Genomic DNA, 21,710 nt, shown 5'->3' with positions numbered 1-21,710 from the left:
CGTTCAAAGATTCTCCGCCACACACACAGAAACTTCACAAGCACAGGACCGGGTCGATCGTGTTGTCAGCAACTATGGCCTCGAACTGCTCGCGTTCCAGGTAGCTGGCTACCATTTTCGCCAATCGTAGCTCGCCACCAACGACGCGCCCGGATAGCCCCTTGGTCGACGCCGATGACGCACGCGATGCTTGTTCCATGGTTCTCAGGTTGCCCCTCGCAGCGCGTTCGGGCCCACGTGATCAAACATGCGGCCAATCTTGAGCGGATCTTCACCCAGACATACCGAATCCTGAGTGTGGCTTCGAGAGCCTGAATATATGGCGGAAGCGGGGCCGACGGCCGGGCTTCGTCGCACCAATCATCAGTCTCAGCAAACTCTACTTCTGCGCAGGCTGCACGAGTCTCAACGGCGCATCTCCGGAGCGGAACCGTAGGTGACCTGGGTGTCTCAGTGTGGCGTAGCGTGTGTGACGCGCTGCGATTTCGATGAAAGGCACTGACCGGCAGTGGTTTCGAGGAACAGGATCAGTGTGATCTATGGCGTTCCCGCTGGCTCGAGTCGATGTCGCGGGCAGGTCACAACCCGATGTCGACTGTAGAGCCACGCTGGCTCCAGCGGATGCGCTGCTACAGTGGGCAACATTGTGAGCAACCTCGATACGACTTCGGTGCGGCGACGACGGGCATTCGCGGTCGCCATGATCGCGTTCTGGGTTGTGATAGTCGGCGCGGAGTCGGCGCTAGTGAGCAGACAGTCAGCGCCGCAGGCCCACAGCCCCCACGCACTGATTGCCCATGCTGCCGATGCCTCAGTGCTCGTGGCGATCGAGCACCCTCATGTTTCTCGTGGCGAGACCCCGCTCTCGCCGGACACCTTTGCCGAGGCGGTCCTTCCCCGCGGGACAGTTTCGCTGCTGATCGTCGCCATTCTGGCGTTCCTCGGGGGTGTTCCGCTGTTGTGGCGGAACCGAGTTGTGGCGGCCCCGCGCGGCCCGCCCCGGATTCGACCGCACACACTGTCCGGGCGCGAAGTACTTGCCCGGCTCTGCATCGCGCGACGCTGATCGGCCAGCGCCAGGCTGCGTCCCCTCCTTTCGGGGCGCAGTCGGTGACCGCTGCCCGTCATCAGTTGCCGCGCCCCGTCGCGGCGTCACAGAAGCGACATCACACGATGAATCATGTCCTGTCCATTCACGCTGCCCCTAATGCCCACTTGCCCGAGCTGCCCCACCTCGGCCGATACGAACGACCGGCCACCATGGTGGGTCAAACGCCGGTCCTGCGAATCACTGAGCCGTTCAGCAATGCCGGCCAGGGCTTTTGGGCGAAGCTCGAAGGATTCAACCCCGGGGGGATGAAGGACCGTCCAGCGCTGCACATGGTGGCCCGCGCTCGCGCTTGCGGCGCCCTCGTCCCAGGTGCCCGCATCGTCGAATCAACCAGCGGCACCCTGGGTCTGGGACTGGCTCTGGCCGGCACGGTCTATGGTCACCCGGTGACCCTTGTCACCGACCCTGGCTTGGAACCGATCATTCAGAACATGCTTGCCGCGTTCGGCGCACAAGTCGAGCTCGTCACCGAACCCCATCCGCACGGCGGCTGGCAGCAAGCCCGTAAGGATCGCGTGGCCGAGATCGTGCAATCCGATCCACACGCCTGGCATCCAGATCAGTACAACAATCCGCACAACGTCGAGGCCTACCGCGGATTGGCCCTCGAGCTGCACCAGCAATTGGGGCCGGTAGACGTACTGGTGTGCTCGGTGGGGACCGGAGGTCATTCGGCAGGCGTCGCACGCGTCTTGCGGGAGTTCAATCCAGGGATGAAACTGATCGGCGTCGATACCGTGGGCTCCACCATTTTTGGTCAAACGGCCAGCACCCGGCTGATGCGCGGACTGGGTTCGAGCATCTATCCCGGAAACGTCGATTACCGCGCCTTCGATGAAGTGCACTGGGTGGCTCCGCAGGAAGCCGTCTGGGCATGCCGCACGTTGGCCTCCACCTACTATGCCAGTGGCGGATGGAGTGTCGGAGCGGTCGCGCTGGTCGCGGGCTGGGCCGCGCGCACCGCAGCGGCCGGCCAGACGATCGCCGCGGTCTTCCCCGACGGTCCCCAGCGATATTTCGACACCGTGTACAACGATGATTACTGCCGGACACACGGGCTGCTCGATGTCACGCCGGCATCAGAGCCGGCCACCATCGATGACCCGATGTCGCAAGCGGTCACGTCCTGGACCCGGTGCGCGCACGTCGTGGATCCCACGAAGGCGGGCCGCTGATGGGTCTGGTCTCGCAATTCCGTAGTTTTGGTTGGCCGAGTCGGCTGCTCATGGTCAATCAGTTCGGGATCAATCTGGGTTTTTACATGCTGATGCCGTATCTGGCCACGTATCTGGCGGGTCCTCTGGGGCTGGCAGCGTGGGCGGTGGGCCTGGTTCTGGGCGTGCGCAACTTCTCCCAGCAGGGGATGTTCATCGTGGGCGGCACATTGGCCGATCGGCTTGGCTACAAGCCGCTCATCGTCGCGGGATGTGTGCTGCGTACTGCGGGATTCGGACTGCTGGTCGTCGCTGATTCTCTGCCCGCAGTGCTGATCGCTTCGGCCGCTACAGGATTCGCGGGTGCACTGTTCAATCCGGCTGTGCGGGCCTACCTCGCGGCGGACTCAGGTGCGCGACGGGTCGAGGCGTTCGCGCTGTTCAATGTCTTCTACCAAGCTGGCATCCTCGCAGGCCCCTTGGTCGGGCTGGCATTGATGATGCTGGACTTCCGTGTCACCGCAGCGGCTGCAGCCGTCGTCTTCGCCGTGCTCACCGTCGCGCAACTCTTCGCGCTACCTCAGCACAGCGGGGACGCGCCGACTGAAAAGACCTCGGTGCTTGCCGACTGGCGCACGGTGATCGCCAACCGCTCATTTCTGTTGTTCGCCTTGGCGATGACCGGCTCCTACGTACTGTCGTTTCAGGTGTACCTGGCGCTGCCGCTGCACGCGGGACTCATTGCTCCGCAGCAACAGTCGACGGTCGTGGCAGCGGTGTTCGTTGTGTCGGGGTTGGTGGCGGTCCTTGGGCAGCTGCGTATCACCCGGTGGTTCGCCGCCCGGTGGGCGCCGGGGCGCTCCCTGTCGGTGGGGTTAGTTGTCCTTGCGGCCGCGTTTGTGCCGCTGATCGTCATACCGGACACACAGCGTTTCGGTGTGGTCGCCGCCGGGGGCGCGCTCCTGGTTGCCGCGGCGGTGCTGGCCGTCGGTTCCGCGGCGGTGTTCCCGTTCGAGATGGATACGGTCGTCTCGTTGTCGGGTAACCGCCTGGTCGGCACTCACTATGGCTTTTACAACACCATCGTGGGCGTCGGTATCCTTGCGGGAAACCTAGCTACCGGAACGTTGATGCAAGTCGCGCGCGATGCCGGAACCGAGGAGCTGATCTGGGTGGCGTTGGCGGTGGTCGGACTGGTGTCAGCGGCTGCGCTGTACCACCTGGACCGCACTGGTCGTCTTGCACCGCCGCATATGGTCGCGCCGAGTTCAACAACCTGACCTCACGAGTTCCGGTCGCGTCGCGATTGCACGATGCACATGTCACCGTCGTCACCATCGAAGTTCGTCCTTGATGCTCGAAGACTGCTGAGACGTTGCTGGCTCACGGGGTAGGTGGGTCCACCGATCTCCCGGTGCCCTTGCCGTACGCGCTGATTGGGGCGGCATGGGCGATAGCTGCGACATTCGCGGTGGTGGCCGTTGCCTGGCGGACCCCGCGATTCGACGCGGGTAAGCCGGGTCGCGAGCTACCGGCTTGGGCGACTGCGGCAGTGGACTCCCCGGTTACCCGATGGGCAGCCGCCACGGCTGCCTTCCGTTTCACAGTCTGGATGGTTGTCGCTGCGATCTGGGGACCACAGGACAGCGATAACGCTTTGCCAGGCGTGTTCTATGTCCTGCTGTGGGTCGGGTTGGTTGCGGTATCGGTGGTGCTCGGACCCTTCTGGAGGGTCATCTCACCGGCGCGCACATTGTGGCGGCTCTGGCATATCGGGCGGACTGATAAGGCCGTTGCGCAAGGGCCGGTGCAGCATCGGCCGAGCTGGGGATACTGGCCTGCAGTGGTCGGACTGTTTGCGTTCGTATGGTTGGAGTTGGCAAGTGCAGACCCGGGCTCGCTCACCGCCATCAAAATCTGGTTGTTGCTGTACGCCGTCGCGATGATCGTCGGTGCGGCGCTATTCGGATCGACATGGTTCGCTCGCGCCGACCCGTTCGAGGTCTACAGCGTGACAGTGTCGCGGCTCGCCCCGTTTCGGCGCAACCGGGCCACCGGACGCATTGTCGTCGGGAACCCGCTGGACCATCTGCCCACGATGCCGGTACGTCCGGGCACCGTTGCGGTGATGGGCAGTGCTGCTCGGATCGACCGCATTCGACAGCTTCGGGCAATCCGCGGCCTTCAACGTTTTCCTCGATCGCTATGCCGACAGCGCCGTTCCATTCCTCGGCCCAGAAGCAGGCGCTACGACGCTGAGGACCCTCGGCCTGCTCCTGTTCATACTCGTTGTCGGCGTGACGTTTTCGGCTGCGGCGCGCGCGACGGGCGGGGTGGGGCGTGAACAACGGCGCGAGCTGCCGGGGCTGCTCGCGCATAGCCTAATTCCCATCGTCGTGGGCTACATCTTCGCCCACTACCTGTCCTACCTCATCGAGCGCGGCCAGGAAACGATCGTGCGCCTGGCGGACCCCTTCGGCCATGGTTGGCAGCTCCTCGGGCTAGACCCGGGAGACGTCCAGTATGTTCTCTCGATGAATCCGACCCTGCTGTGGACCATCAAGGTCGCCTGCGTGGTGATCGGACACATGCTCGCGGTGATCGCCGCACATGACAAGGCTTTACGCGTCATACCAGTCGGTCATCAACTGACCGGCCAGCTCGCCATGATGCTCACCATGGTCGGATACACCTTCGCAGGCTTGTTCCTTCTGTTCGGGGCTTAACTCCCGGTCGCAGCCGCTGTCAAGTTCGCCTCGGTCACTGCCCGACCCAACGCGAAGTGACCGGAGACCGGAACCTGAGACAGGCGCGGTTGCATACGTTTTGGTCGCTGAGAACGCTGACGCGGCCTCTCATCAGAACGACAGATCAGTGGACATGGAAGACCCGCTGTTCGCGCAGGTCACAGTCGTGTCCCACGCATGTGCTGCGGTTCGTAGCCGCATGTTGACTCGTCACCTGCGCGCGACTGATGTCGCCGCCCGTGGGTCTGGCCGCCGGGGACCGTGCTGCTGTAGAGATCGATGAAAGAACAACTCGCACAGTTGATAGCGCACGTTGACGTCCAGAGGCGCTGGCGTAACGGCGATTAGCGAGAGTTCCTCAGCCCAGCGAGGGTGATGTCGACCAGGCGATCGACCGCGGCGGGAGAGGCAAGGTCGTTGGCAGCGGCCAGGGCGTGCAGACAGTAGCTGGCGAGCTCGTCAGAGGAGGCATCGCCGCGCACCTCGCCGTCGGCGGCCGCTTCGGCCAGCAGGTCGCTGATCATCGTGTGGAGACGCCGGTGAGCTTCCGAGACATGATGGCCCCGATGCAATAGGGCTGCAACAGCGCTGTTGTCCCGGTGCTCGTGGGACTCGCGGGTGATGAGCGCGAAGGCCCGCAGCACGGCTTCGAGACGCTCGGCCGGAAGGCCGGCCTGGTCGCGGGCGTAGGCGAGTTGTTCGAGATGATTCGCGATCTGGCGTTCGTGCCACGCCTGAAGCGCGGCTTCGACGTCGGGGAAGTACTTGTAGAGCGTGGCCCGCCCCACGCCAGCCTTCGCGGCGATTTGCGACATCGTCACCGAAAGCAGTCCGTGCTGGGCAATCAGGTCTGCAGTGGCATCGATCGCCGCTTCCCGCACGGCGTGCCGGTGAGAGGTGATGGTGTCGTTCCACAACTTGGGCACAGACCGCAGTGTAGACAATCCGCCCGCTGCAATACATTATGACGGTAGTGCGACACGTTGTATCGTAAAAGTGTCCGGTGGACGTCTCAGGAGGGGCCTATATGCCAACCGTTGAAGCTCGGGTTGTGACAGACCGGGCCAGCCGCTACCTGACCCAACTATGCCGACATGCCAACCAGATGCGGGTGATGTCAGTCCATCCCAGCGACCGCGGCGGCCCAATGCCCCCGAGGATCGAGCGTGTCGACTACACCGACACCATGGGGTCGGTCTATTTCGCCGAAGGGACGTTGACCTTGCGGGCAGGTGCGGACGTGCTTGTTCTGCGGCTGGAAGCCGCAGACCACGAGCGCTTGCGCCAACTTGAGGACACCGTTGCCGCCCGACTGCAGACGATAGGTCGACCCGACTGTGTGACTGTGGACTGGCAGGGGCTGGGAGTTTTACCGATTGTGACTGATGGCGAGGCAGACCGTGTGGCGCTGTCGCGTGGGCTTGTCGTGAGGAGGCCGTGGTGGCGCTCGCGACTGGGATGGAGCGGGTTGGCTGCCGTCGGCGTCGCCGCGCATTTAGGGCTGGGTGGAACCGCTATAGCCGCCGTGACATGGACGGGTTGGGTGGGCAACACCGTGATGCTCATCATCCTGGCCACGATGGTGGTCCTAGTCGCGCACCTGGGGATGCGGCGCTATCGAGGCCTTGGGGGCGTAGCCATGCACGCCGGCCGGAGGAAACGGCACCAGCGCCCGGGTGCCACATCCGCGACCGACCCGGGCGAAGCGCCACCACCCTCCGCGGTACAGCGGCGTCCATGACTGTCCTGGACGCGCCTGGTGCCCAGCTGTATTTCGAGGTCCACGGCCAAGGTCCGCTGATGGTCATGATTCCCGGGGCCGGCGGCGCGGCCGACAGCTTCCGCATGGTCGCCGAACATCTTGCGGCCGACTACACCATCGTCCTCTACGACCGGCGTGGATTCTCTCGTAGCCGACTCGACGGGCCGCAGGACTATTCACACCGCCTGAACACCGACGCTGATGACGTGCGGAGGTTGATCGAGCATGTCGGCGGTGGACCGGCGACGGTATTCGGCGCCAGCTCAGGAGCGATCGTCGCCCTCGAACTGCAGACCCGTCACCCCGAGGTCGTGCACGCACTCGTACCGTTCGAACCGCCAGCCGTGCTACAGCTGCCCGACGGGGACAGCTGGGTGAAGTTCTTCCACCAGGTCTATGACCTCTACAAGCACGCCGGCACCGGGCCGGCCATGCAGAGGTTCCGCGCACAGACCTTCCCACACAGCGATCAGCAGGTCATGAATGCGGTTCCTCGCAACGAGGCCAACTCCATCTACTGGTTCGAACACGAACTCCGCCAATACCCTGCAGTGCAACTCGACCTAAATTCGCTTAGCCTCCATGCGGAACGAATCCTGCTGGCCGTCGGACGAGAAGCCCGTGGCTATCCCGCTCACGACGTAAACGTGGTGCTGGCGCGGAAATTTGGCCGCAACACCGTCGAACTGCCGGGCGGTCACGTCGGGGCCGTGTCCCACCCGGCCGAATTCGCACAGGAACTCACCACTGCTCTCAACCCAGGTTCAACCAACCGCCACCGACCGGCCTAACACCCGTGCGCCCCACCGTAGGTTGCTATAGACCGAGACCGCCACTCGCGCCAGGGAATTGGACCACTCATCCTGCAGGGGCGGCCCTCATCCGGCCCGAGTTCATTCAATCTGTGCCAGGATTCGGTCCCATTCTCGGCGCTGCCGGTGACCCAGCAGCGTCTTCCAGCGCCAACACAGTAGCCGCCGCGGCCGGCGACCGCAGTCGGTCGAGCATCGACGGTTCATCGGGACAGTCGTGTCTCTACTCGACAACGGTGAGGACGCTCACCGTGGCACCGTCGTCGGTGGAGCTGTAGATAGCGGTGTCTGTCGCGATGTAGACTCGGCCGTCGCCGGCGGCGAGAAGGGCTTGAGGTTCGGAGTTCAGGGCGTGTTGTGGCCGCCAAATCTGTCCGTTGTCAGTGCTGGTGTAGAGCCTTCCTTCAAGGTCGGCTCCGAGCAGAGGACCGCGTTCGGGCCAGCTGACGAACACCAAGGGCGGTGCACCGCTAATTGCACCAAACGTCGTCGCTCCGTCCGTGCTTCGGAGCAGCCCGTATTGGGTTGTCGCCAAAATCTCGTCGGCATCCTCGGGTGATACTGCAAGGTCGAAGGCGGCGATTTCTGCTCGCCGCTGCCAGGACTGCTCGTCGAGGCTGACCATTACAGTCCCGGACTGGCTGTCGTGACCATAGACCCGTCCGTGCCGGTACTCGAGCGCGTGGAAATCGGCGCTTCCGTGCAACGACACCGATTCCCAGGACTGGCCGGCGTCGCTGCTTTTGATCAGGCCCAGATGTGGCGGCTGTTGACGATCGGCCGGATCCGGGTGGCCGCTGGCCAAAAATTCGTCGGTCCCGGTGACAGTGAAGCCCATGAAGTCCTGCGCCAGATCGCTGACTCGCTGTGGCGCCTGACCGTCATCGACGGTATAGAGCCCGTAATGAGTTGCCACATAGAGAGCTTCGTCGGGCGGATTGAGACCGAGGCCGTGGATATGCACCATGCCCGGCACAATCGCGGGCGCGTCGTCGGGGGCGTTCGACGAACACGCCGCGGCCAGGACTCCGGTCACAATTACGGCAATGAATTTACGTAGCTGCACATCGACACCTTCTGGTCACGACTAATCTACGTGCTGCGATGGTAGCGAGCTGGCAACGCGGGCCTGTGGTCCGCCTCTATCGCGGGAGCGTCAGCCGTCGTCGATGTCGCACGGGTGTTGTATACCGCCGCCAGCGACACACTTTTGTGTGAAGGTTGATATCACCCAGGATTTCAGGGCGTGGGGGCAGGAAGGGGCGCCCCCGGCATCGAGGACATGCCTGGCATTGGCGACATCGAGGGCATGTCCATGGGTTGTTCCATCATTCTGTTGTTGCCCATGTTCATGGAGGCACAGCAACTGGGACGCGCAATCAAGAAATACAGGGCAACGGCGATGACAAAGAATCCGACCGCGATTCCTGTGATCGCCAAGGCTTGGTAGAGCCGTGGAGGCCGACCCGAGGTGGAGGGGGCGAGTTCTGTCATGATTATCCCTTCATGAGTGATCTGTCTCCAGATCAGACTTCGGTGCTATCTACGCGTGTATGTCGACACCCACGCAGCGGCTGCTCGTATGCACGGGTCGGTTGCGGCGCTCATTACTCTGCAGAGTTGACGGCGTTGGCTTAGATCTGCCAGTCCTGCCGACTGCGCCGAGCGCAGCCCATACGGTGGCTCGCAGGGTCATCACTCCTCCTGAGGTCAGATCATCGAAACCTATTAGGCGTGCCGCGGTTCCCGTGCACGTTCCTTGCAAAAGTCTACGCAGTAGATACGTAGATTGTAAGTAGCCAGTCAGTGATTGGCGCCCCTCGCCGTTGATTCCGCCGCTACACAGTGGTGTTTCCGGTTCGCCATTGTTCCCAGGGGACGTTCCAATCGCCAAGGCCATCCACCCCGGAGAGCGTCGACCCAACCGTATTGACTACTTCGACGATGTCACCGCGTTTGGTGTTGTCGTAGAACCACTTTGCATTATCAGGACTGACGTTCAGGCAGCCATGGCTGACGTTGGTCTTACCTTGGCTGCTCACCGACCAGGGGGCTGAGTGGACGTAGATGCCGCTGTAGGACATCTGGGTAGCCCAGTCGACGTCGAGACGGTAACCGTTGGGAGAGTTGACCGGGACGCCGTAAGTCGACGAGTCCATCACAAGGTTGGCGTATCGGTCGCCGATGATGTAAGCGCCGTTGTCGGTGGGGGTGCTGTTCTTGCCCATCGACATCGGCATGGTCTTGACCACCTCGCCGTTACGTCGCACGGTCAATGTCTTGGTGGCGTCGTCGGCGGTGGCGATGACCTGATCACCGATGCTGAACCGGGTGGTGATGTTGTCCTGTCCGAACAATCCCGCGCCGAGGTCGACACCGTAGGTGTTCACAGCCACTTCGACACTCGTGCCGGATGCCCAATATTCTGCTGGGCGCCAACGGACTTCGCGTGCGCTGAGCCAGTAGAACGCTCCCTCGACGCGGGGGGTGGTGGTAACGGCGATAGCCTGTTGTGCGGCCGCGCGGTCGGTGATGTCTTCGTCGAAGCGGATCGCTATCGGCTGGCCCACACCCACAACGTCACCGTCGTTGGGCATCACGTAGGGCATCGTGAGATTCGTCGGCGACTGGGTCTGGAAAGTCATCCGCCGAGTGAGCGCGCCGGCAATCCCGAGTGCCTCGGCGGTCAACGTGTATCGCTTGTTGTAACCTAAGGGTTCGGCGCTGGACCACGTAACACCATCCGTACCGACCTGTCCGGCCACGGTCTTGCCTTGCGCATTGACCAACTCCACCGCGCCGAGCACGCCGTCGCCGGCGGTTACCGTCACCGGTGCATCGACGGGCACGCCGACTGCGCCGTCTGTTACTGACGACTGCAGCCACGGCTCGAGCAGATCGGCGTAGGGCTCGCCTTTCGCGGTGATCGACGCCGGTGCCTCTGCTGTCGTGATGGTCGCCGGATTCGCGCACGCCGCCGCGGCGAGGGTTGAGGCCACAAGCACTGCGATCGCTGCAGCGAGACGCCGGCGCCCAGGTGCAGTGAATTCGCGACTTGAACGCAAGGTCCGTGACATGTGGTCGGTTGGCACGAGACACCCTCCTTCGAATTCTCGGGATAGCACTGCGCGGCGTCACTGCTTCACCTCTCAGTGTCACGGCTCCGAATATGGCTGGGTTGGTCCTTTGGTGAAGATTCGGTAAAGGCGGCCAATGCTCCATCCGCTTCCCGTAGACAACACCGTTGCCATTTCGTAACCTAGTCGCGACCTACGTAGTAGTTACAGACTTCAATCGCGACGCGAAGGATCATCTGTTTGACTGTCGAACGCGTTGCCAAGGCGGCACGTGCGTGCGCTGGTAAAGGGCTACGCACCGCGGTATCGGTGATCCTGCTGCTCGCATGGGCGTCGAGCGCTGGGAACGCCGACCCCGCCGCGGACGCGTTGGCACGACTCAACGAGCTGTCCCGGGCGGCAGAGCAGACCACCGAGGCGATGAACTCCGCGCAGTTGGACCTCGAGGCGAAGCTCGCTGACCAACGCGCAGCCGACCTGCGACAGTCTGCCGACCAGGGGGCACTAGACGAGGCCAGGGGAGAACTGGACCGCTACCAGAGTGCGATCGACGGGGTAGCCGCCGCGATGTACGTGGGCGGACGCTCCGATGGCCTTTCGGCGGTGGTGGCCGCGGACTCCCCCCAGCAGGTGATCGATGAGCTGTCCGTCCAGCGGGTCATCGCGGAGGAGATGGCCATCCGCATGCAGGGATTCCGGCAGGCGCGCACACGGGCGGACGCGGCGGCGCGCGCCTCCACGGATTCGGCGGCGGCAGCGCGCAGTGCCGCCAAACAAGCCGCCGTGGTGCGCGCCCGGCTCCAAGCCAGGCAGAGCGACTTGATGCTGCAGGTCGAGGCGGTCAAGGCGCAGTACTCGGTATTGACGCCGGAGCAGCGCGCTGTGCTGGCCGATCCCGGCCCGCCGCCACCGGCGCCCGATCCCGAGCGGCCCTCGGATCCGGCTGTCATCGCCGCGCCTGCACCCGCCGATGTACCGGGAGGGCAGAACGAAGTCGTCGTTCAGGCCGCCCTTACTCAGTTGGGTAAGCCGTACTCCTGGGGCGCGACGGGCCCGGATGCCTTTGACTGCTCGGGGCTGATCCAGTGGGCGTTCCTGCAGACCGGTCGCAAGTTGCCACGCTCCAGTCAAGCGTTGGCCGACGGCGGTACGCCGATCACGCAGACCGACCTGCGCCCCGGTGACATCGTGACGTTCTACTCTGATGTCTCCCACGCGGGCATCTATATCGGCGAGGGCATGATGGTGCACGCGTCGACCTTCGGAACTCCGGTGAAGGTGGCGCCGATCTCGTCATCCCCGTTTCACAACGCCCGCCGCTACTAGTCGAGGCCCCCGGCGTTGCAGAACCGCGGCGGTCCGTCTTTACCGTTTCTTCACCGAACGCCGCGGCGACTCTTAGACGGTGCGGTCAAGCTGGTGTGTCGTACGAGTGCCGATCACGCGAAGCGAGATCAGCTCCTCGACGTCGAAATGCGATGTCGAGAAACGGATTACGGAGGACTCGAATGAACAACGTCAAGAAGACCGGATTGTTGGCCGCCGCTGCTGTGGCGGGCATGTTGACGGTAAGCGCGTGTAGCAACACTTCAACGAATCACGACATGTCGTCGATGAGCGGTTCGCAGACCTCGGCTGCGGCGGCCTCCTCCCCGTCGGGCGGCCAGACGGGGCAGACGCACAATGACGCCGACGTGGCTTTCACGCAGGGGATGATTCCGCACCATCAACAGGCGGTCGAGATGAGCGACCTGCTGCTGGGCAAGCAGGGCATCGATCCTGAGGTGGTGAGGCTGGCCAACCAGATCAAGGAGGCCCAGGGGCCCGAGATCCAGAAGATGCAGGGTTGGCTGGCCGACTGGGGCGTATCGACGACCACGTCCGCGATGCCGGAAATGTCCGACATGCCCGGGCACGACATGGGCAGTATGGGCGGTGGCATGATGTCCGAACAGGACATGGCAGCACTGCAGGATGCCCAGGGCGCCGAGGCGAGCAGGCTGTTCTTGACTCAGATGATCGAGCACCACAAGGGAGCCATCGCCATGGCTAAGACCGAGGTGGACCGTGGCCAGTTTCCGGCGGCTACCGAGATGGCGCGTTCCATCATGAGCTCCCAGCAGCAGGAGATCGACACCATGGACACCATATTGGCCGCGAAGTGAGACCACGGTGGCGCTGAGGGGAGCGTTGAGGGGGTCGTTTCTGGATGAGTCGCGGTTTAGCGGGGTGGGGGCCGCGGCGGCGCCAGCAGGAGCGGCAAACCGACGGTGACGGTCGTGCCCGTCCCGGTACCTTTGCTGGCGGCGCCGATGTGACCGCCGTGCGCTTCGACGAGCGCCTTGGCGATGGCCAGTCCCAGACCTGAACCCCCGTGGTTACGATCGCGGGCGGCGTCGGCGCGGTAAAGGCGTTCGAAGACGTGCGGCAGGTGCGCGTCGGCGATGCCCTCACCGTCGTCGGTTACGCGGATGACGAGGTGGGTGCCCACGGTGTCGGTGCGTATGTTCACGTGGCCCCCTTTGGGGGTGTGCCGCAACGCGTTGTCCAAGATGTTGACCAGCACCTGTGTGAGACGCTGCGGGTCCCCCCACACACTATGTTCAGACGCCGACAGATGTGTCGATAGTGACACGGCCTTGGCATGGTAGCGGTCGGTGACAGCGGCGACGGTCCGAGTGACCACGTCGGCGACATCAAGTTCGGTAAAGGACATCGTGGCCGCACTCTCCTCGGCCTGAGCCAGCGCGCCCAGATCGCCGGCGAAGCGCACCAGGCGGCGTGACTGGTCACGCAACATCGCGATGGTGTCGGGAGTCAGCGATCGCAGGCCGTCCTCGACGGCTTCCAGACAGGCTTCGAGAACGGCCACCGGAGTGCGGATTTCGTGGGCCAGGTCACCGAAGAGTTGACGACGCGTGGTGTCGATGGACTCAAGCTGGGCGGCCATCCGGTTGAAAGCTTCCGACAGCGCGTCGAAGTCCTCGCCGAGATTCTGCGGGGCCACCCGGACGTCGTATCTTCCCTCCGAGACGGCGCTGGCAGCGGCCGCGACCGCGGTTACCGACCGCTGCAGCCGACGGCTGACGTAGAGCGTCACTGCGAACGCGGTGATTGCCGAGACCGCTACGGCGCCACCGACGGAGAATACCGTCGCGTACAGGTAGGCCTCTTCGGCGTGCAGCTGCTCAGCCGAGCCCGCCGACACGCCGGCCTGATGTAGGTGTTCGCGGAACAGAGGTGGTCCGACGACGGCGGCGACCACCCAGGTGGTGACCGCTCCCGCTAGTAGGACCGCCGTCTGGGCGATGAGCAACCGCATACCGATGCTCGGTCGCCGGCGAAGTGCAGTGGCGATCATCGAAGGCTGCCCATCCGATATCCGACACCGCGCACGGTAATGATGAAGCGCGGTGCGGCGGGGTCGTCGCCGAGTTTGCGGCGTACGTGTCCGACGTGGACATCGACGAGGTGGTCGTTGCCCACCCAGGGGCCGTCGCGCACGATTTCGAGCAGTTGGCGGCGGTTCATCACTGTGCCGGGCCGCGCCGACAGGGCGGCCAGCAAATCGAATTCGGTGCGGGTCAGGGGGATCGGCTCGTCTTCGAGGTACACCTCGCGCGCGGCCAGGTCGATGCGCAGCGGGCCAAAAGTCAGCGGCGCCGGGATGTCGGAGGCCACTGCGGTGGCGGCGGCGGGAGCCGAGCGTGGTCGGCGCAGCATTGCCCGGATCCGGGCGACCAGTTCGCCGGAGCTGAACGGTTTGGTGATGTAGTCGTCAGCGCCCACGCTGAGTCCGATAATTGTGTCCAGTTCGCTGTCGCGTGCGGTGAGCATCACGACGTAGGCGTCGGAGAACGTGCGGAGCTGACGGCACACCTCCAGTCCGTCCATGCCGGGCAGGCCCAAATCGAGGATCACGACATCGGGGTCGTGCTCACGCGCCAGGATTACCGCGGTGGCACCGTCGTAAGCCACGCGCGTGTCGAACTGCTCCCGGACGAGGTAACTGGCCACGATCTCGGCCAGGGCGGCTTCGTCGTCGACAACCAACGCCCGAAATCCCGGCGAGCGGTCGTCGCTGCGCGCTGAGGTATCTTTCATGCCGTTCATGGTGCCGGTTGCGACCGCGTTCGTGTCGTGCGGCGCGATCTTCAACGAACCTTCACACGACCAATACCGGTTTCGCCGATTACGTCACGCACCGTCGTCACATGAGCACGCTGACGATGGCCGGCCATGTGGCGCACGGGGTGTCCGGTGGTGACTGGCACAGCTGGCTGGTGATGCTCGGCGTACTCGTGGCCTGCTGGACGGTGGCACTCCTGGCGACGACGGCGTTGTTCGCCGGCCCCACCCACGCCCGTCGGCCGCACACGCGGGGTGGAACCGACCACGGCGTGGAGGATGTGGCGAGCATGCACGTGGTGCACGGCCGACGTCATGTCTGACACTTATCGGTTTACCCGACGGTCGTTTCTCGCTGCCGCAGCGACCGCGGCCGGCGGTGCCGCGCTTGCGTCATGCAGCACAAAGGGTAGCTCGGTGGGGCCCGACAACGCGATCGCCGCGGCCGAGGCGCGCCGTCCGCACAGCGGCCGGACAGTCTCGGCGACGCTGACTGCCGAGTCGACCCGTGTGGACCTCGGAGGCCGTGTCGCCCGATCGCTGGCCTACAACGGAACGGCGCCGGGACCCCTGCTGCGGGCTTCAGTGGGCGACGAGGTCGCGGTCACGGTGCGCAATCGGCTGCCGCGCACTACGTCGGTGCACTGGCACGGCATTGCGATGCGCAACGACATGGACGGCGCTGCCCCGGCGACGCCGGACATCGCCGCCGGCACCGACTTCACCTACCGCTTTTCGGTGCCACATCCGGGCACGTACTGGGCGCATCCACACACCGGACTGGACGCCGACACCGGACTGTACTTCCCCGTCATCGTCGACGATCCGAGGGATCCGGGAGATTACGACGCCGAGTGGATCGTGATGCTCGACGACTGGACCGATGGCGTCGGATCCAGTCCCGCGCAGATCTTCGACGGGTTGCGCACAGCAATGTCGCCGGGCCACGACATGTCGGGGTCCAATGACATGCCGGACATGGAAACGGGCACCGTCGAGGGTGTCGGCGGGACGTCCAAGAGTGCGCTTCTCGGCGGTGACTCCGGTGACGTGTCCTATCCGTACTATCTCGTCAACGGCCGAGTCGTCGATGCTCCCAGCGTGTTTCGGGCGAAACCGGGACAGCGGGTCAGGATCCGGATCATCAACGCGGCATCCGACACGGCGTTCCGGGTCGCCGTTGCAGGGCATCAGTTGACCGTGACCCACACCGACGGGTTCCCCGTGGAGCCCACTGATGTCGATGCAGTGCTGATCGGGATGGGGGAGCGTTACGACGTGCGGCTCACCGCCGGGGACGGGGCGTTCGCCCTGGTCGCCCTCGCCGAGGGCAAGAACGCCATGGCGCGCGCCCTGCTCGTCACCGGCGCAGGCGACCCGCCGCCGGCAGATTTGCAGCCGCCAGAATTGAAAGGTCGTGTCGCCACGGTCGGCGACTTCACCGCCACCACCGCCGCGGCGCTGGTCCCCGCGGCCGCCGACGTGCGACTACCCGTCGACCTGGCCGGTTCAATGTCGCCCTACGAGTGGACGATCAACGGGCTGCCGTTCTCCCGGACCGCTCCGTTGCAGGTGCGCTCAGGGCAGCGCGTCGAGATGACGTTTAACAACACGTCGACGATGTGGCATCCCATGCACTTGCACGGTCACACCTTCGAGGTTCTCACCGCCGACGGGAGGCCCGGCGCACGCAAAGACACCGCGATCGTGCTCCCCGCCCAGCGGCTTCGGGTGGCGTTTGTTGCCGACAACCCCGGTCAGTGGATGCTGCACTGCCACAACACCTATCACCAGGACGCCGGGATGATGACCCGGCTCGACTACACCGGCTGAACAGCGGTGCACAGCCGTCTTCGACGCGCCGAGTATTGATGTTTTTAGTGGATAGACAGTGGGTCCGCGTCCTTGCGGACACCACGTCGAGAGCGAGGGGTCGGATGTCGTCGCATCGCCGCAGGATCGGGGAGCTGGTCTTGACCGCTGCGTTGGTGATCATCGGCGTCTTTGAGGGCGTGCTCAGGGCGTGTCTCGTGCGCTGCCCGGGCTGCGTCGTGCCGACGGCGCGGTTGCGGCAATTGCCGTCATGACGGTGAAGGGCAACCTGCACAGGAAGGCTGGCTCAGCAGACAATTCGATGATCGAACCTATCGGTGTCGGAACCGCTGCGGCCGGCGGCACGCGGGCGTCGACGCGCTGCGAGACCTGCTGGCCGACAGTGACGATCCGGAGGCTGCTCTGCTGCAGTTCGCGCGTGCGGCCACCGACGCGGAGTCCCGCACGTTGAATCGTCGAGGGCTGAAGGAACGGCGGGCCACCCAATGACCGGCCTCATGTGGTGGTCGGTCGTGGGCGTGCTGATGGCGGCGGCATGGCCGCCAGCGCTGCGCTGGTTGACCCGCCGTGGCGCCGACGCGGGCATGCTGCTGCTGGCGTGGGCGGTGTCGGTGTGCCTCACGCTGTTCGCCATCGCGCTGCCGGGACTGGCTCAACTGAGAGATAGACACAGCTGTCGGGGTGATCAGTGGTGGACTCATCGCGTTCGCCGCGGCGCGCGGCGGATGGCTTCTCGCCATCGCGGGCCGGCACCGCCGGCGACTGCACGCCCTGCACGCCGAACTGGCGTGGATGCTGCACGGCAGTGCTCCGCGCGCCGACGGCGTGCTGTGGCTGCCCAACTCCGAGCAACACGCCTACAGCCTCGCCGGTGACCCGCCACTGGTGGTCTTGAGCACCGGGTGTGCTCGAGTGCCTCGACGACACCGCGGTGCGCGCGGTAGTGGCCCACGAACGAGCCCACCTGCAACGGCGCCACCATCTGCTGATCACGATGGCACATGCTGTCGCCGCTGGGCATCGCCGGTGACTGCGTGCAACTGAGGCTAGCGCGCCTGTCCGGCCAGCGTTCGCCGCGCGCCCGAGGATGCGCCGCCTCGGCCGCCGGGGGCACCGCGGCGCTACTGGCGGTGACGGCGGTGATCGTCGTGGCAGTTCTGACCACCGCGCTGGCGTTGTGCACCGTGCGGTGATCATCGCGGCACCCGTTGCGCCGCGAGCAGAACCGGAACACTGAAGATTGCGTCGGCAGCCGCGTGTGCGACGCACCGCACGCCGTGAGTCCCCATCAGCCGTGTGCGCCGCAGGACCCATTGCGGCATTGGGGGTTCCGATGAATGGCACCGGACCAAAACAGGTGCTGCTCGACGGAAGTCCGGGGCCGCGACCTTGGCCGGCGTCGCGTGTCGGGCTGAAAGGGCGGTCCCGGTCGCCACCGCACTGCCGGAGCTACTACGGTGATCGACGGTTTACCTGCGTACTGATGAGGTGCCGAGGCGCGCCGCTGACGGTGACGCGCGCTCATCGCCGCGCGTCACCACCTGTCGCGGTCGCGACGACGAGGTAGGCTGCCCGGCAACGACGGTGGAGGTGCGCGGTGAGAGTTCGAGGGTTCGGCGAGCTGGAAGCCGCGGTGATAGATCGGGTGTGGGATCACGATCCCTACACCGTCACGGTGCGCGAGATCTTCGAAGAGATGGCCGAACAGCGGCACATCGCCTACACCACGGTGATGTCGACGATGGACAACCTGCACACCAAGGGCTGGCTGGACCGCGAGCGCGACGGCCGCGCCTACCGCTACTGGGCAGTGATGACCCGCGAGGAGCACACCGCCCGATTGATGCGCGAAGCACTCGACGGCGGCGGCCGTTCTGAACTGGTGCTCAACCACTTCATTGAACAGATCGGGCCCGAGGAATCCGAAGGGTTGCGATCGGCCCTGCGCCGGTTGTCGAGACGCTCTACCAAAGCCAAGCGCCAGTGAGCCTGGCAGCCTGCCTTCTGCTCTACAGCGCAGCGGTACTGCTCGTGGGCCCGCCCGCGCTGCGCGCACTGACGCGGGCGGGACGCGCGCCCCGTCTGGGGGCCGCGGCATGGCTCACCGCCATGCTCAGTGTGCTGGCGACGTGGCTGATCTCGGCGGTTCTGATCGTGATCGACGAGGTCGCGCACTGGAGCCGGCGACACTCGTTCATCGACTCGTGCATCGAGATGCTGTGCCGGGTCCTGGCGGGCCGGTCGGGCGATGCACCACGCTGGGTCCTTCTGCTGAGTGCCGGAGCCATTATCGTCGCCGTCGTGTTCATCACAGCGCAGCTGATGCGCACCGCGAGCCGACTACGGAGGCAGGCTCACGGCCACGCTCACGGCATCCGCCTGGTAGGCCGACCGATCCTGGAACAGAACACCTTCGTCGTCGACGCCGAGGTGCGCGCCGCCTACTGCGTGGCCGGCAAGCCGTCGACGATCGTGGTCACCAGCGCCGCGGTTTCCGCCCTCGACGAGCGCGAGATGAGTGCGGTGCTCGCCCACGAGTGGGCGCACGTACGCGGACACCACTTGGAGGTGACCATCCTGGTGCGCGCGATCGCGTCGGTGCTGCCCCGGCTGGCACTGATGCGCGACGGCGCGCTCGAGGTGACGAGGCTGTTGGAGATGTGCGCCGATGACGCCGCAGCGAAACGGCACGGACGCCACGCCGTGCTGGACGGGCTGCTCACACTGGCCGGAGCGGCACCCGCGACGGCGCTAGGTGCCGCCGATGTCGCCGTGGTCAGTCGCGCGGAGCGCTTGACGTCGCCGCCCGCCGACGGCGTGCGGCGTCTCGACGCCATGCTGGCCGGCATCGCGGGTCTCATCGCCCTGGCACCCTTGGCCGCACTGTCAATGGCCGCCTCCGGCGTGCTGGTCTGCACCTGATGAAACCGAGGTGGTCGGCGACGCCGAGACCGTTGTGACGCAAGCTCACCGGGCCGTTTGGCTCGCCCGACGTGTCGGAGTCAGACGGACGCCGGGTTGGGTCACGCGGTGTCGAGGAGGTGGCGGCGAGGGGCGGCCGGGGCGTTCGGGCGGATGAACCTCCGACGGGGCGATCACACGACGTGGCTCGGTCTCTGACGGTGGCCGCGGGTGCTCAGCGCGCCGGCCGATCAGCCATTGGGGCACGAAATCAGTTAGCGGGCCGAGCATTTCCTCGACCAACGCGTCGTAAATGGGCGTTGCGGACTGCATGATCTCCTCGGTTGGGTGGCGATCAGGTCACTCGATGATGCGCGTCACATAGGGAGTCATTCCCGACAGGCGAACCGGAGAGATCTTGATCGGCACACCGGTCTGCTGAGCCTCCAGCATCTGACCGTTTCCGAGGTAGAGCGCCTCGTGCTGGCTGCCGCCGGGGCCCCAGAACAACAGGTCGCCGCGCCGCGCCTGTGACGGAGGAACCTTGCGGCCGGCGTTGTACTGATGACCGGACCACCGCGGCAGCAGAATGCCGACGCCGGCGAAGGCATAGCGGGTCAGTCCGGAACAGTCGAAACCGACCGTGCCGGCACCCTGGTCTATGCCGCGGCTGGGTCCGGTAAGGCTGCCGCCGCCCCAGGAGTAGGGCACTCCGAGTTGGGTGCCCGCGCGGCGGATCACGTACTCGATGGCCCGGCTTCCCGACACGCGGCCAGATGCCAGCGGACCGGCGGTGGGCTCAGCACCGCCCAACCCCAGACTGCGCAGGAAGTTGCGGCCGAGATCCATCGTGGTCTGGGTGGCTATCGCGGTGGCGCGCAGCGAGGCGTTGGCGATGGCGAGCGGATCACCCGGCGCGCCCGCACTCGCGATCTTGGGCAGGCTCGGATCCCAGGTTCCATCGGCGGGTTCGGCGGCTGCGGGCGCGGAGAAGGCCACGGTCAGCACCGCCGCGGCCGAACAGCTCAGCACCTTCCGCCGGGATAGTTTGGTGGACACGGTCCTCACCTTCTCGATCGTCGGCCAGTGCTGGGCACGGGCGGGATCCCGCGACGATCTGCGGCAACGCGCCAACGGACTCGCCGCATACCTACGTAATAGGGCAGTACGTACGTACCACGTTCTGGTATCAAACGCTAACATCGTTCACGGGGGATGACTTGCGCCTCTCGTCTCGCTTCCGTAACAAATTCGCCGTCGCCGGGTGCGTTGCGCGCGAGCGGTTCCGGACGGCTGCGGACCCCGGGTTCGTCCGTACCCAGCGGGTCGACGCGCGAGGTGGTGACCGGTGGCGATATGCGCGGTGAGCGACACACCATACTGTGAAGCACATATGTAGCTACGTAGTAGGGCAGTATGTAGGGATGCGTGACCGTTCAATGACGGCGATACCGGCCCCGACGATGCTGCTGATCGTTGGCGACCACCTCAGATGGATCGAGGCCGTCGCCGACCATTTCCGCGCCGATGAGGTGTCCCTGGTGGTGGCCGACGACGCCGGTGAGGCGGTCGGGGTCGCTCACCGCCTGCGGCCCGGATTCGTTGCCCTCGATGTGGATTCGCTGGGGGGGACGGTGATGCAGGTGTGCCGGGGAATCCGCGACGTCTGCGACGCCCACGTCACGATGCACTCGAGTGCCGACAACGAGAGCGTCGTCGTTGCGGGCCTGCGGGCAGGCGCCGACGACGTCCTCACCGGACCACGCAGTAGCCGTGAACTCGCGGCGCGGGTGCGGGCCGCGCTGCGACGTTGGACCGCCACCGAAGCGCGCGTTGAGCGTGGCGACGCTGCGCCGCCACGCTATTCGTACGGATCGCTGTCGATCGACGTTGGTCTACGTGAAGTGCGGGTCGCCGATGAGCGCATCGGGTTGACCCGCACTCAGTTCGACATCTTGGTCGAACTGGCCCGGCGTCGCGGTGCGGTGGTGACGCGCCGAGATCTCACGGAGGCCGTCTGGGGGCCGCGGTCGAACGCCACCGCCGACCGGGTCGGCGTGCACATCGGTGCGCTACGGCGTCGGCTGGGAGACGATCCTGACGATCCCGAACTGGTACTGAACGTGCGCGGCGTCGGATACCGCCTGGCCGTCGCGTAGCACGTAAGGTCGTCCAGCGCGGTCAC

22 protein-coding genes and 1 pseudogene are annotated in these 21,710 nt (G+C 65.2%); 16 read left to right on the top strand and 7 right to left on the bottom strand.

The window, feature by feature from the left end; genetic code table 11:
- Positions 1 to 34: 34 nt before the first annotated feature.
- Positions 35 to 199: a hypothetical protein gene (locus EXE63_RS32930; protein WP_230023082.1), complete on the bottom strand. Its 165-nt coding sequence runs from the start codon at positions 197 to 199 to the stop codon at positions 35 to 37.
- A 435-nt stretch (positions 200 to 634) separates the two neighbouring features.
- On the opposite strand from EXE63_RS32930, the gene lpqS reads away from it, so the two are divergent.
- The 4 genes and pseudogenes from lpqS to EXE63_RS13155 all read left to right on the top strand — a co-directional run bounded on the left by lpqS (position 635) and on the right by EXE63_RS13155 (position 4,991).
- Positions 635 to 1,066, top strand: a complete 432-nt coding sequence (gene lpqS / locus EXE63_RS13170) for a putative copper homeostasis (lipo)protein LpqS (protein ID WP_234904476.1) — start codon at positions 635 to 637, stop codon at positions 1,064 to 1,066.
- Between the two features lie 107 nt (positions 1,067 to 1,173).
- Positions 1,174 to 2,286, top strand: coding sequence for a PLP-dependent cysteine synthase family protein (locus EXE63_RS13165; protein ID WP_062657483.1), 1,113 nt, complete (start codon positions 1,174 to 1,176; stop codon positions 2,284 to 2,286).
- A complete protein-coding gene (locus tag EXE63_RS13160; protein ID WP_062657484.1) occupies positions 2,286 to 3,545 on the top strand; it encodes an MFS transporter in 1,260 nt (419 codons plus the stop codon). Before EXE63_RS13165 ends, EXE63_RS13160 begins: the two co-directional genes overlap by 1 nt.
- A 98-nt stretch (positions 3,546 to 3,643) precedes the next feature.
- Positions 3,644 to 4,991: pseudogene (locus EXE63_RS13155) on the top strand (hypothetical protein).
- Between the two features lie 365 nt (positions 4,992 to 5,356).
- Here the strand turns inward: EXE63_RS13155 and EXE63_RS13150 are convergent.
- The gene (locus EXE63_RS13150) at positions 5,357 to 5,938 is read right to left on the bottom strand and encodes a TetR/AcrR family transcriptional regulator (protein WP_062657485.1); all 582 of its coding nucleotides are present in this window, start codon (positions 5,936 to 5,938) and stop codon (positions 5,357 to 5,359) included.
- A gap of 101 nt (positions 5,939 to 6,039) precedes the next feature.
- Here EXE63_RS13150 and EXE63_RS33465 point away from each other — a divergent pair, with 101 nt between their 5' ends.
- The gene (locus tag EXE63_RS33465; RefSeq protein ID WP_084395222.1) at positions 6,040 to 6,753 is read left to right on the top strand and encodes a DUF2218 domain-containing protein; all 714 of its coding nucleotides are present in this window, start codon (positions 6,040 to 6,042) and stop codon (positions 6,751 to 6,753) included.
- 65 nt (positions 6,754 to 6,818) lie between these two features.
- Positions 6,819 to 7,565: an alpha/beta hydrolase gene (locus tag EXE63_RS13140; RefSeq protein ID WP_210000492.1), complete on the top strand. Its 747-nt coding sequence runs from the start codon at positions 6,819 to 6,821 to the stop codon at positions 7,563 to 7,565.
- A gap of 244 nt (positions 7,566 to 7,809) precedes the next feature.
- Here the strand turns inward: EXE63_RS13140 and EXE63_RS13135 are convergent, their stop codons facing one another.
- Positions 7,810 to 8,652, bottom strand: coding sequence for a F510_1955 family glycosylhydrolase (locus EXE63_RS13135; RefSeq protein ID WP_168142294.1), 843 nt, complete (start codon positions 8,650 to 8,652; stop codon positions 7,810 to 7,812).
- Between the two features lie 180 nt (positions 8,653 to 8,832).
- Here EXE63_RS13135 and EXE63_RS13130 point away from each other — a divergent pair, with 180 nt between their 5' ends.
- Positions 8,833 to 9,036 carry a hypothetical protein gene (locus EXE63_RS13130; RefSeq protein ID WP_062657489.1) on the top strand — a complete coding sequence of 68 codons (204 nt, stop codon included), beginning with the start codon at positions 8,833 to 8,835 and terminating at the stop codon, positions 9,034 to 9,036.
- Between the two features lie 388 nt (positions 9,037 to 9,424).
- On the opposite strand, the gene EXE63_RS13125 is transcribed toward EXE63_RS13130, so the two are convergent.
- A complete protein-coding gene (locus EXE63_RS13125) occupies positions 9,425 to 10,663 on the bottom strand; it encodes a L,D-transpeptidase (protein WP_062657490.1) in 1,239 nt (412 codons plus the stop codon).
- 240 nt (positions 10,664 to 10,903) lie between these two features.
- Between EXE63_RS13125 and ripC the strand changes: the two genes are divergently transcribed.
- Together ripC and EXE63_RS13115 are read left to right on the top strand one after the other, a co-directional pair.
- Positions 10,904 to 11,989, top strand: a complete 1,086-nt coding sequence (gene ripC, locus EXE63_RS13120) for a peptidoglycan hydrolase RipC (RefSeq protein ID WP_084395225.1) — start codon at positions 10,904 to 10,906, stop codon at positions 11,987 to 11,989.
- A gap of 182 nt (positions 11,990 to 12,171) precedes the next feature.
- On the top strand, positions 12,172 to 12,828 hold the full coding sequence (locus tag EXE63_RS13115) for a DUF305 domain-containing protein (RefSeq protein ID WP_062657492.1): 657 nt from the start codon (positions 12,172 to 12,174) through the stop codon (positions 12,826 to 12,828).
- A gap of 56 nt (positions 12,829 to 12,884) precedes the next feature.
- Here the strand turns inward: EXE63_RS13115 and EXE63_RS13110 are convergent, their stop codons facing one another.
- Together EXE63_RS13110 and EXE63_RS13105 are read right to left on the bottom strand one after the other, a co-directional pair.
- Positions 12,885 to 14,024: a sensor histidine kinase gene (locus EXE63_RS13110; RefSeq protein WP_062657493.1), complete on the bottom strand. Its 1,140-nt coding sequence runs from the start codon at positions 14,022 to 14,024 to the stop codon at positions 12,885 to 12,887.
- Positions 14,021 to 14,776, bottom strand: a complete 756-nt coding sequence (locus tag EXE63_RS13105) for a response regulator (RefSeq protein ID WP_062657518.1) — start codon at positions 14,774 to 14,776, stop codon at positions 14,021 to 14,023. Before EXE63_RS13105 ends, EXE63_RS13110 begins: the two co-directional genes overlap by 4 nt.
- A gap of 101 nt (positions 14,777 to 14,877) precedes the next feature.
- On the opposite strand from EXE63_RS13105, the gene EXE63_RS13100 reads away from it, so the two are divergent.
- The 6 genes from EXE63_RS13100 (at position 14,878) to EXE63_RS13080 (ending at position 19,546) form a co-directional block, all read left to right on the top strand.
- Positions 14,878 to 15,114, top strand: a complete 237-nt coding sequence (locus EXE63_RS13100; RefSeq protein WP_062657494.1) for a hypothetical protein — start codon at positions 14,878 to 14,880, stop codon at positions 15,112 to 15,114.
- Positions 15,107 to 16,624 carry a multicopper oxidase family protein gene (locus tag EXE63_RS13095; protein WP_062657495.1) on the top strand — a complete coding sequence of 506 codons (1,518 nt, stop codon included), beginning with the start codon at positions 15,107 to 15,109 and terminating at the stop codon, positions 16,622 to 16,624. The genes EXE63_RS13100 and EXE63_RS13095 overlap by 8 nt, the downstream gene beginning before the upstream one ends.
- Positions 16,625 to 17,528: 904 nt before the next feature.
- Positions 17,529 to 17,654, top strand: coding sequence for a M48 family metalloprotease (locus EXE63_RS32925; protein ID WP_308205527.1), 126 nt, complete (start codon positions 17,529 to 17,531; stop codon positions 17,652 to 17,654).
- A 4-nt stretch (positions 17,655 to 17,658) separates the two neighbouring features.
- Positions 17,659 to 17,817, top strand: coding sequence for a hypothetical protein (locus EXE63_RS32920; RefSeq protein ID WP_234811961.1), 159 nt, complete (start codon positions 17,659 to 17,661; stop codon positions 17,815 to 17,817).
- 404 nt (positions 17,818 to 18,221) lie between these two features.
- A complete protein-coding gene (locus EXE63_RS13085) occupies positions 18,222 to 18,611 on the top strand; it encodes a BlaI/MecI/CopY family transcriptional regulator (RefSeq protein WP_062657498.1) in 390 nt (129 codons plus the stop codon).
- Complete coding sequence (locus EXE63_RS13080) at positions 18,608 to 19,546, top strand: M56 family metallopeptidase (protein WP_062657499.1); 939 nt, start codon at positions 18,608 to 18,610, stop codon at positions 19,544 to 19,546. Before EXE63_RS13085 ends, EXE63_RS13080 begins: the two co-directional genes overlap by 4 nt.
- Positions 19,547 to 19,885: 339 nt before the next feature.
- Here EXE63_RS13080 and ripB read toward each other — a convergent pair whose 3' ends face one another.
- On the bottom strand, positions 19,886 to 20,557 hold the full coding sequence (gene ripB / locus EXE63_RS13075) for an NlpC/P60 family peptidoglycan endopeptidase RipB (RefSeq protein ID WP_230022984.1): 672 nt from the start codon (positions 20,555 to 20,557) through the stop codon (positions 19,886 to 19,888).
- 392 nt (positions 20,558 to 20,949) lie between these two features.
- On the opposite strand from ripB, the gene EXE63_RS13070 reads away from it, so the two are divergent.
- The gene (locus EXE63_RS13070; RefSeq protein ID WP_064961321.1) at positions 20,950 to 21,684 is read left to right on the top strand and encodes a winged helix-turn-helix transcriptional regulator; all 735 of its coding nucleotides are present in this window, start codon (positions 20,950 to 20,952) and stop codon (positions 21,682 to 21,684) included.
- The last annotated feature ends 26 nt before the right edge of the window (positions 21,685 to 21,710 follow it).

Origin of the sequence: Mycolicibacterium frederiksbergense, from assembly GCF_012223425.1 — a bacterium.
Lineage (GTDB): Bacteria > Actinomycetota > Actinomycetes > Mycobacteriales > Mycobacteriaceae > Mycobacterium > Mycobacterium frederiksbergense.
Note: the sequence above shows the minus strand (reverse complement) of the source record. Positions and strands in the feature narration are given on the sequence as shown.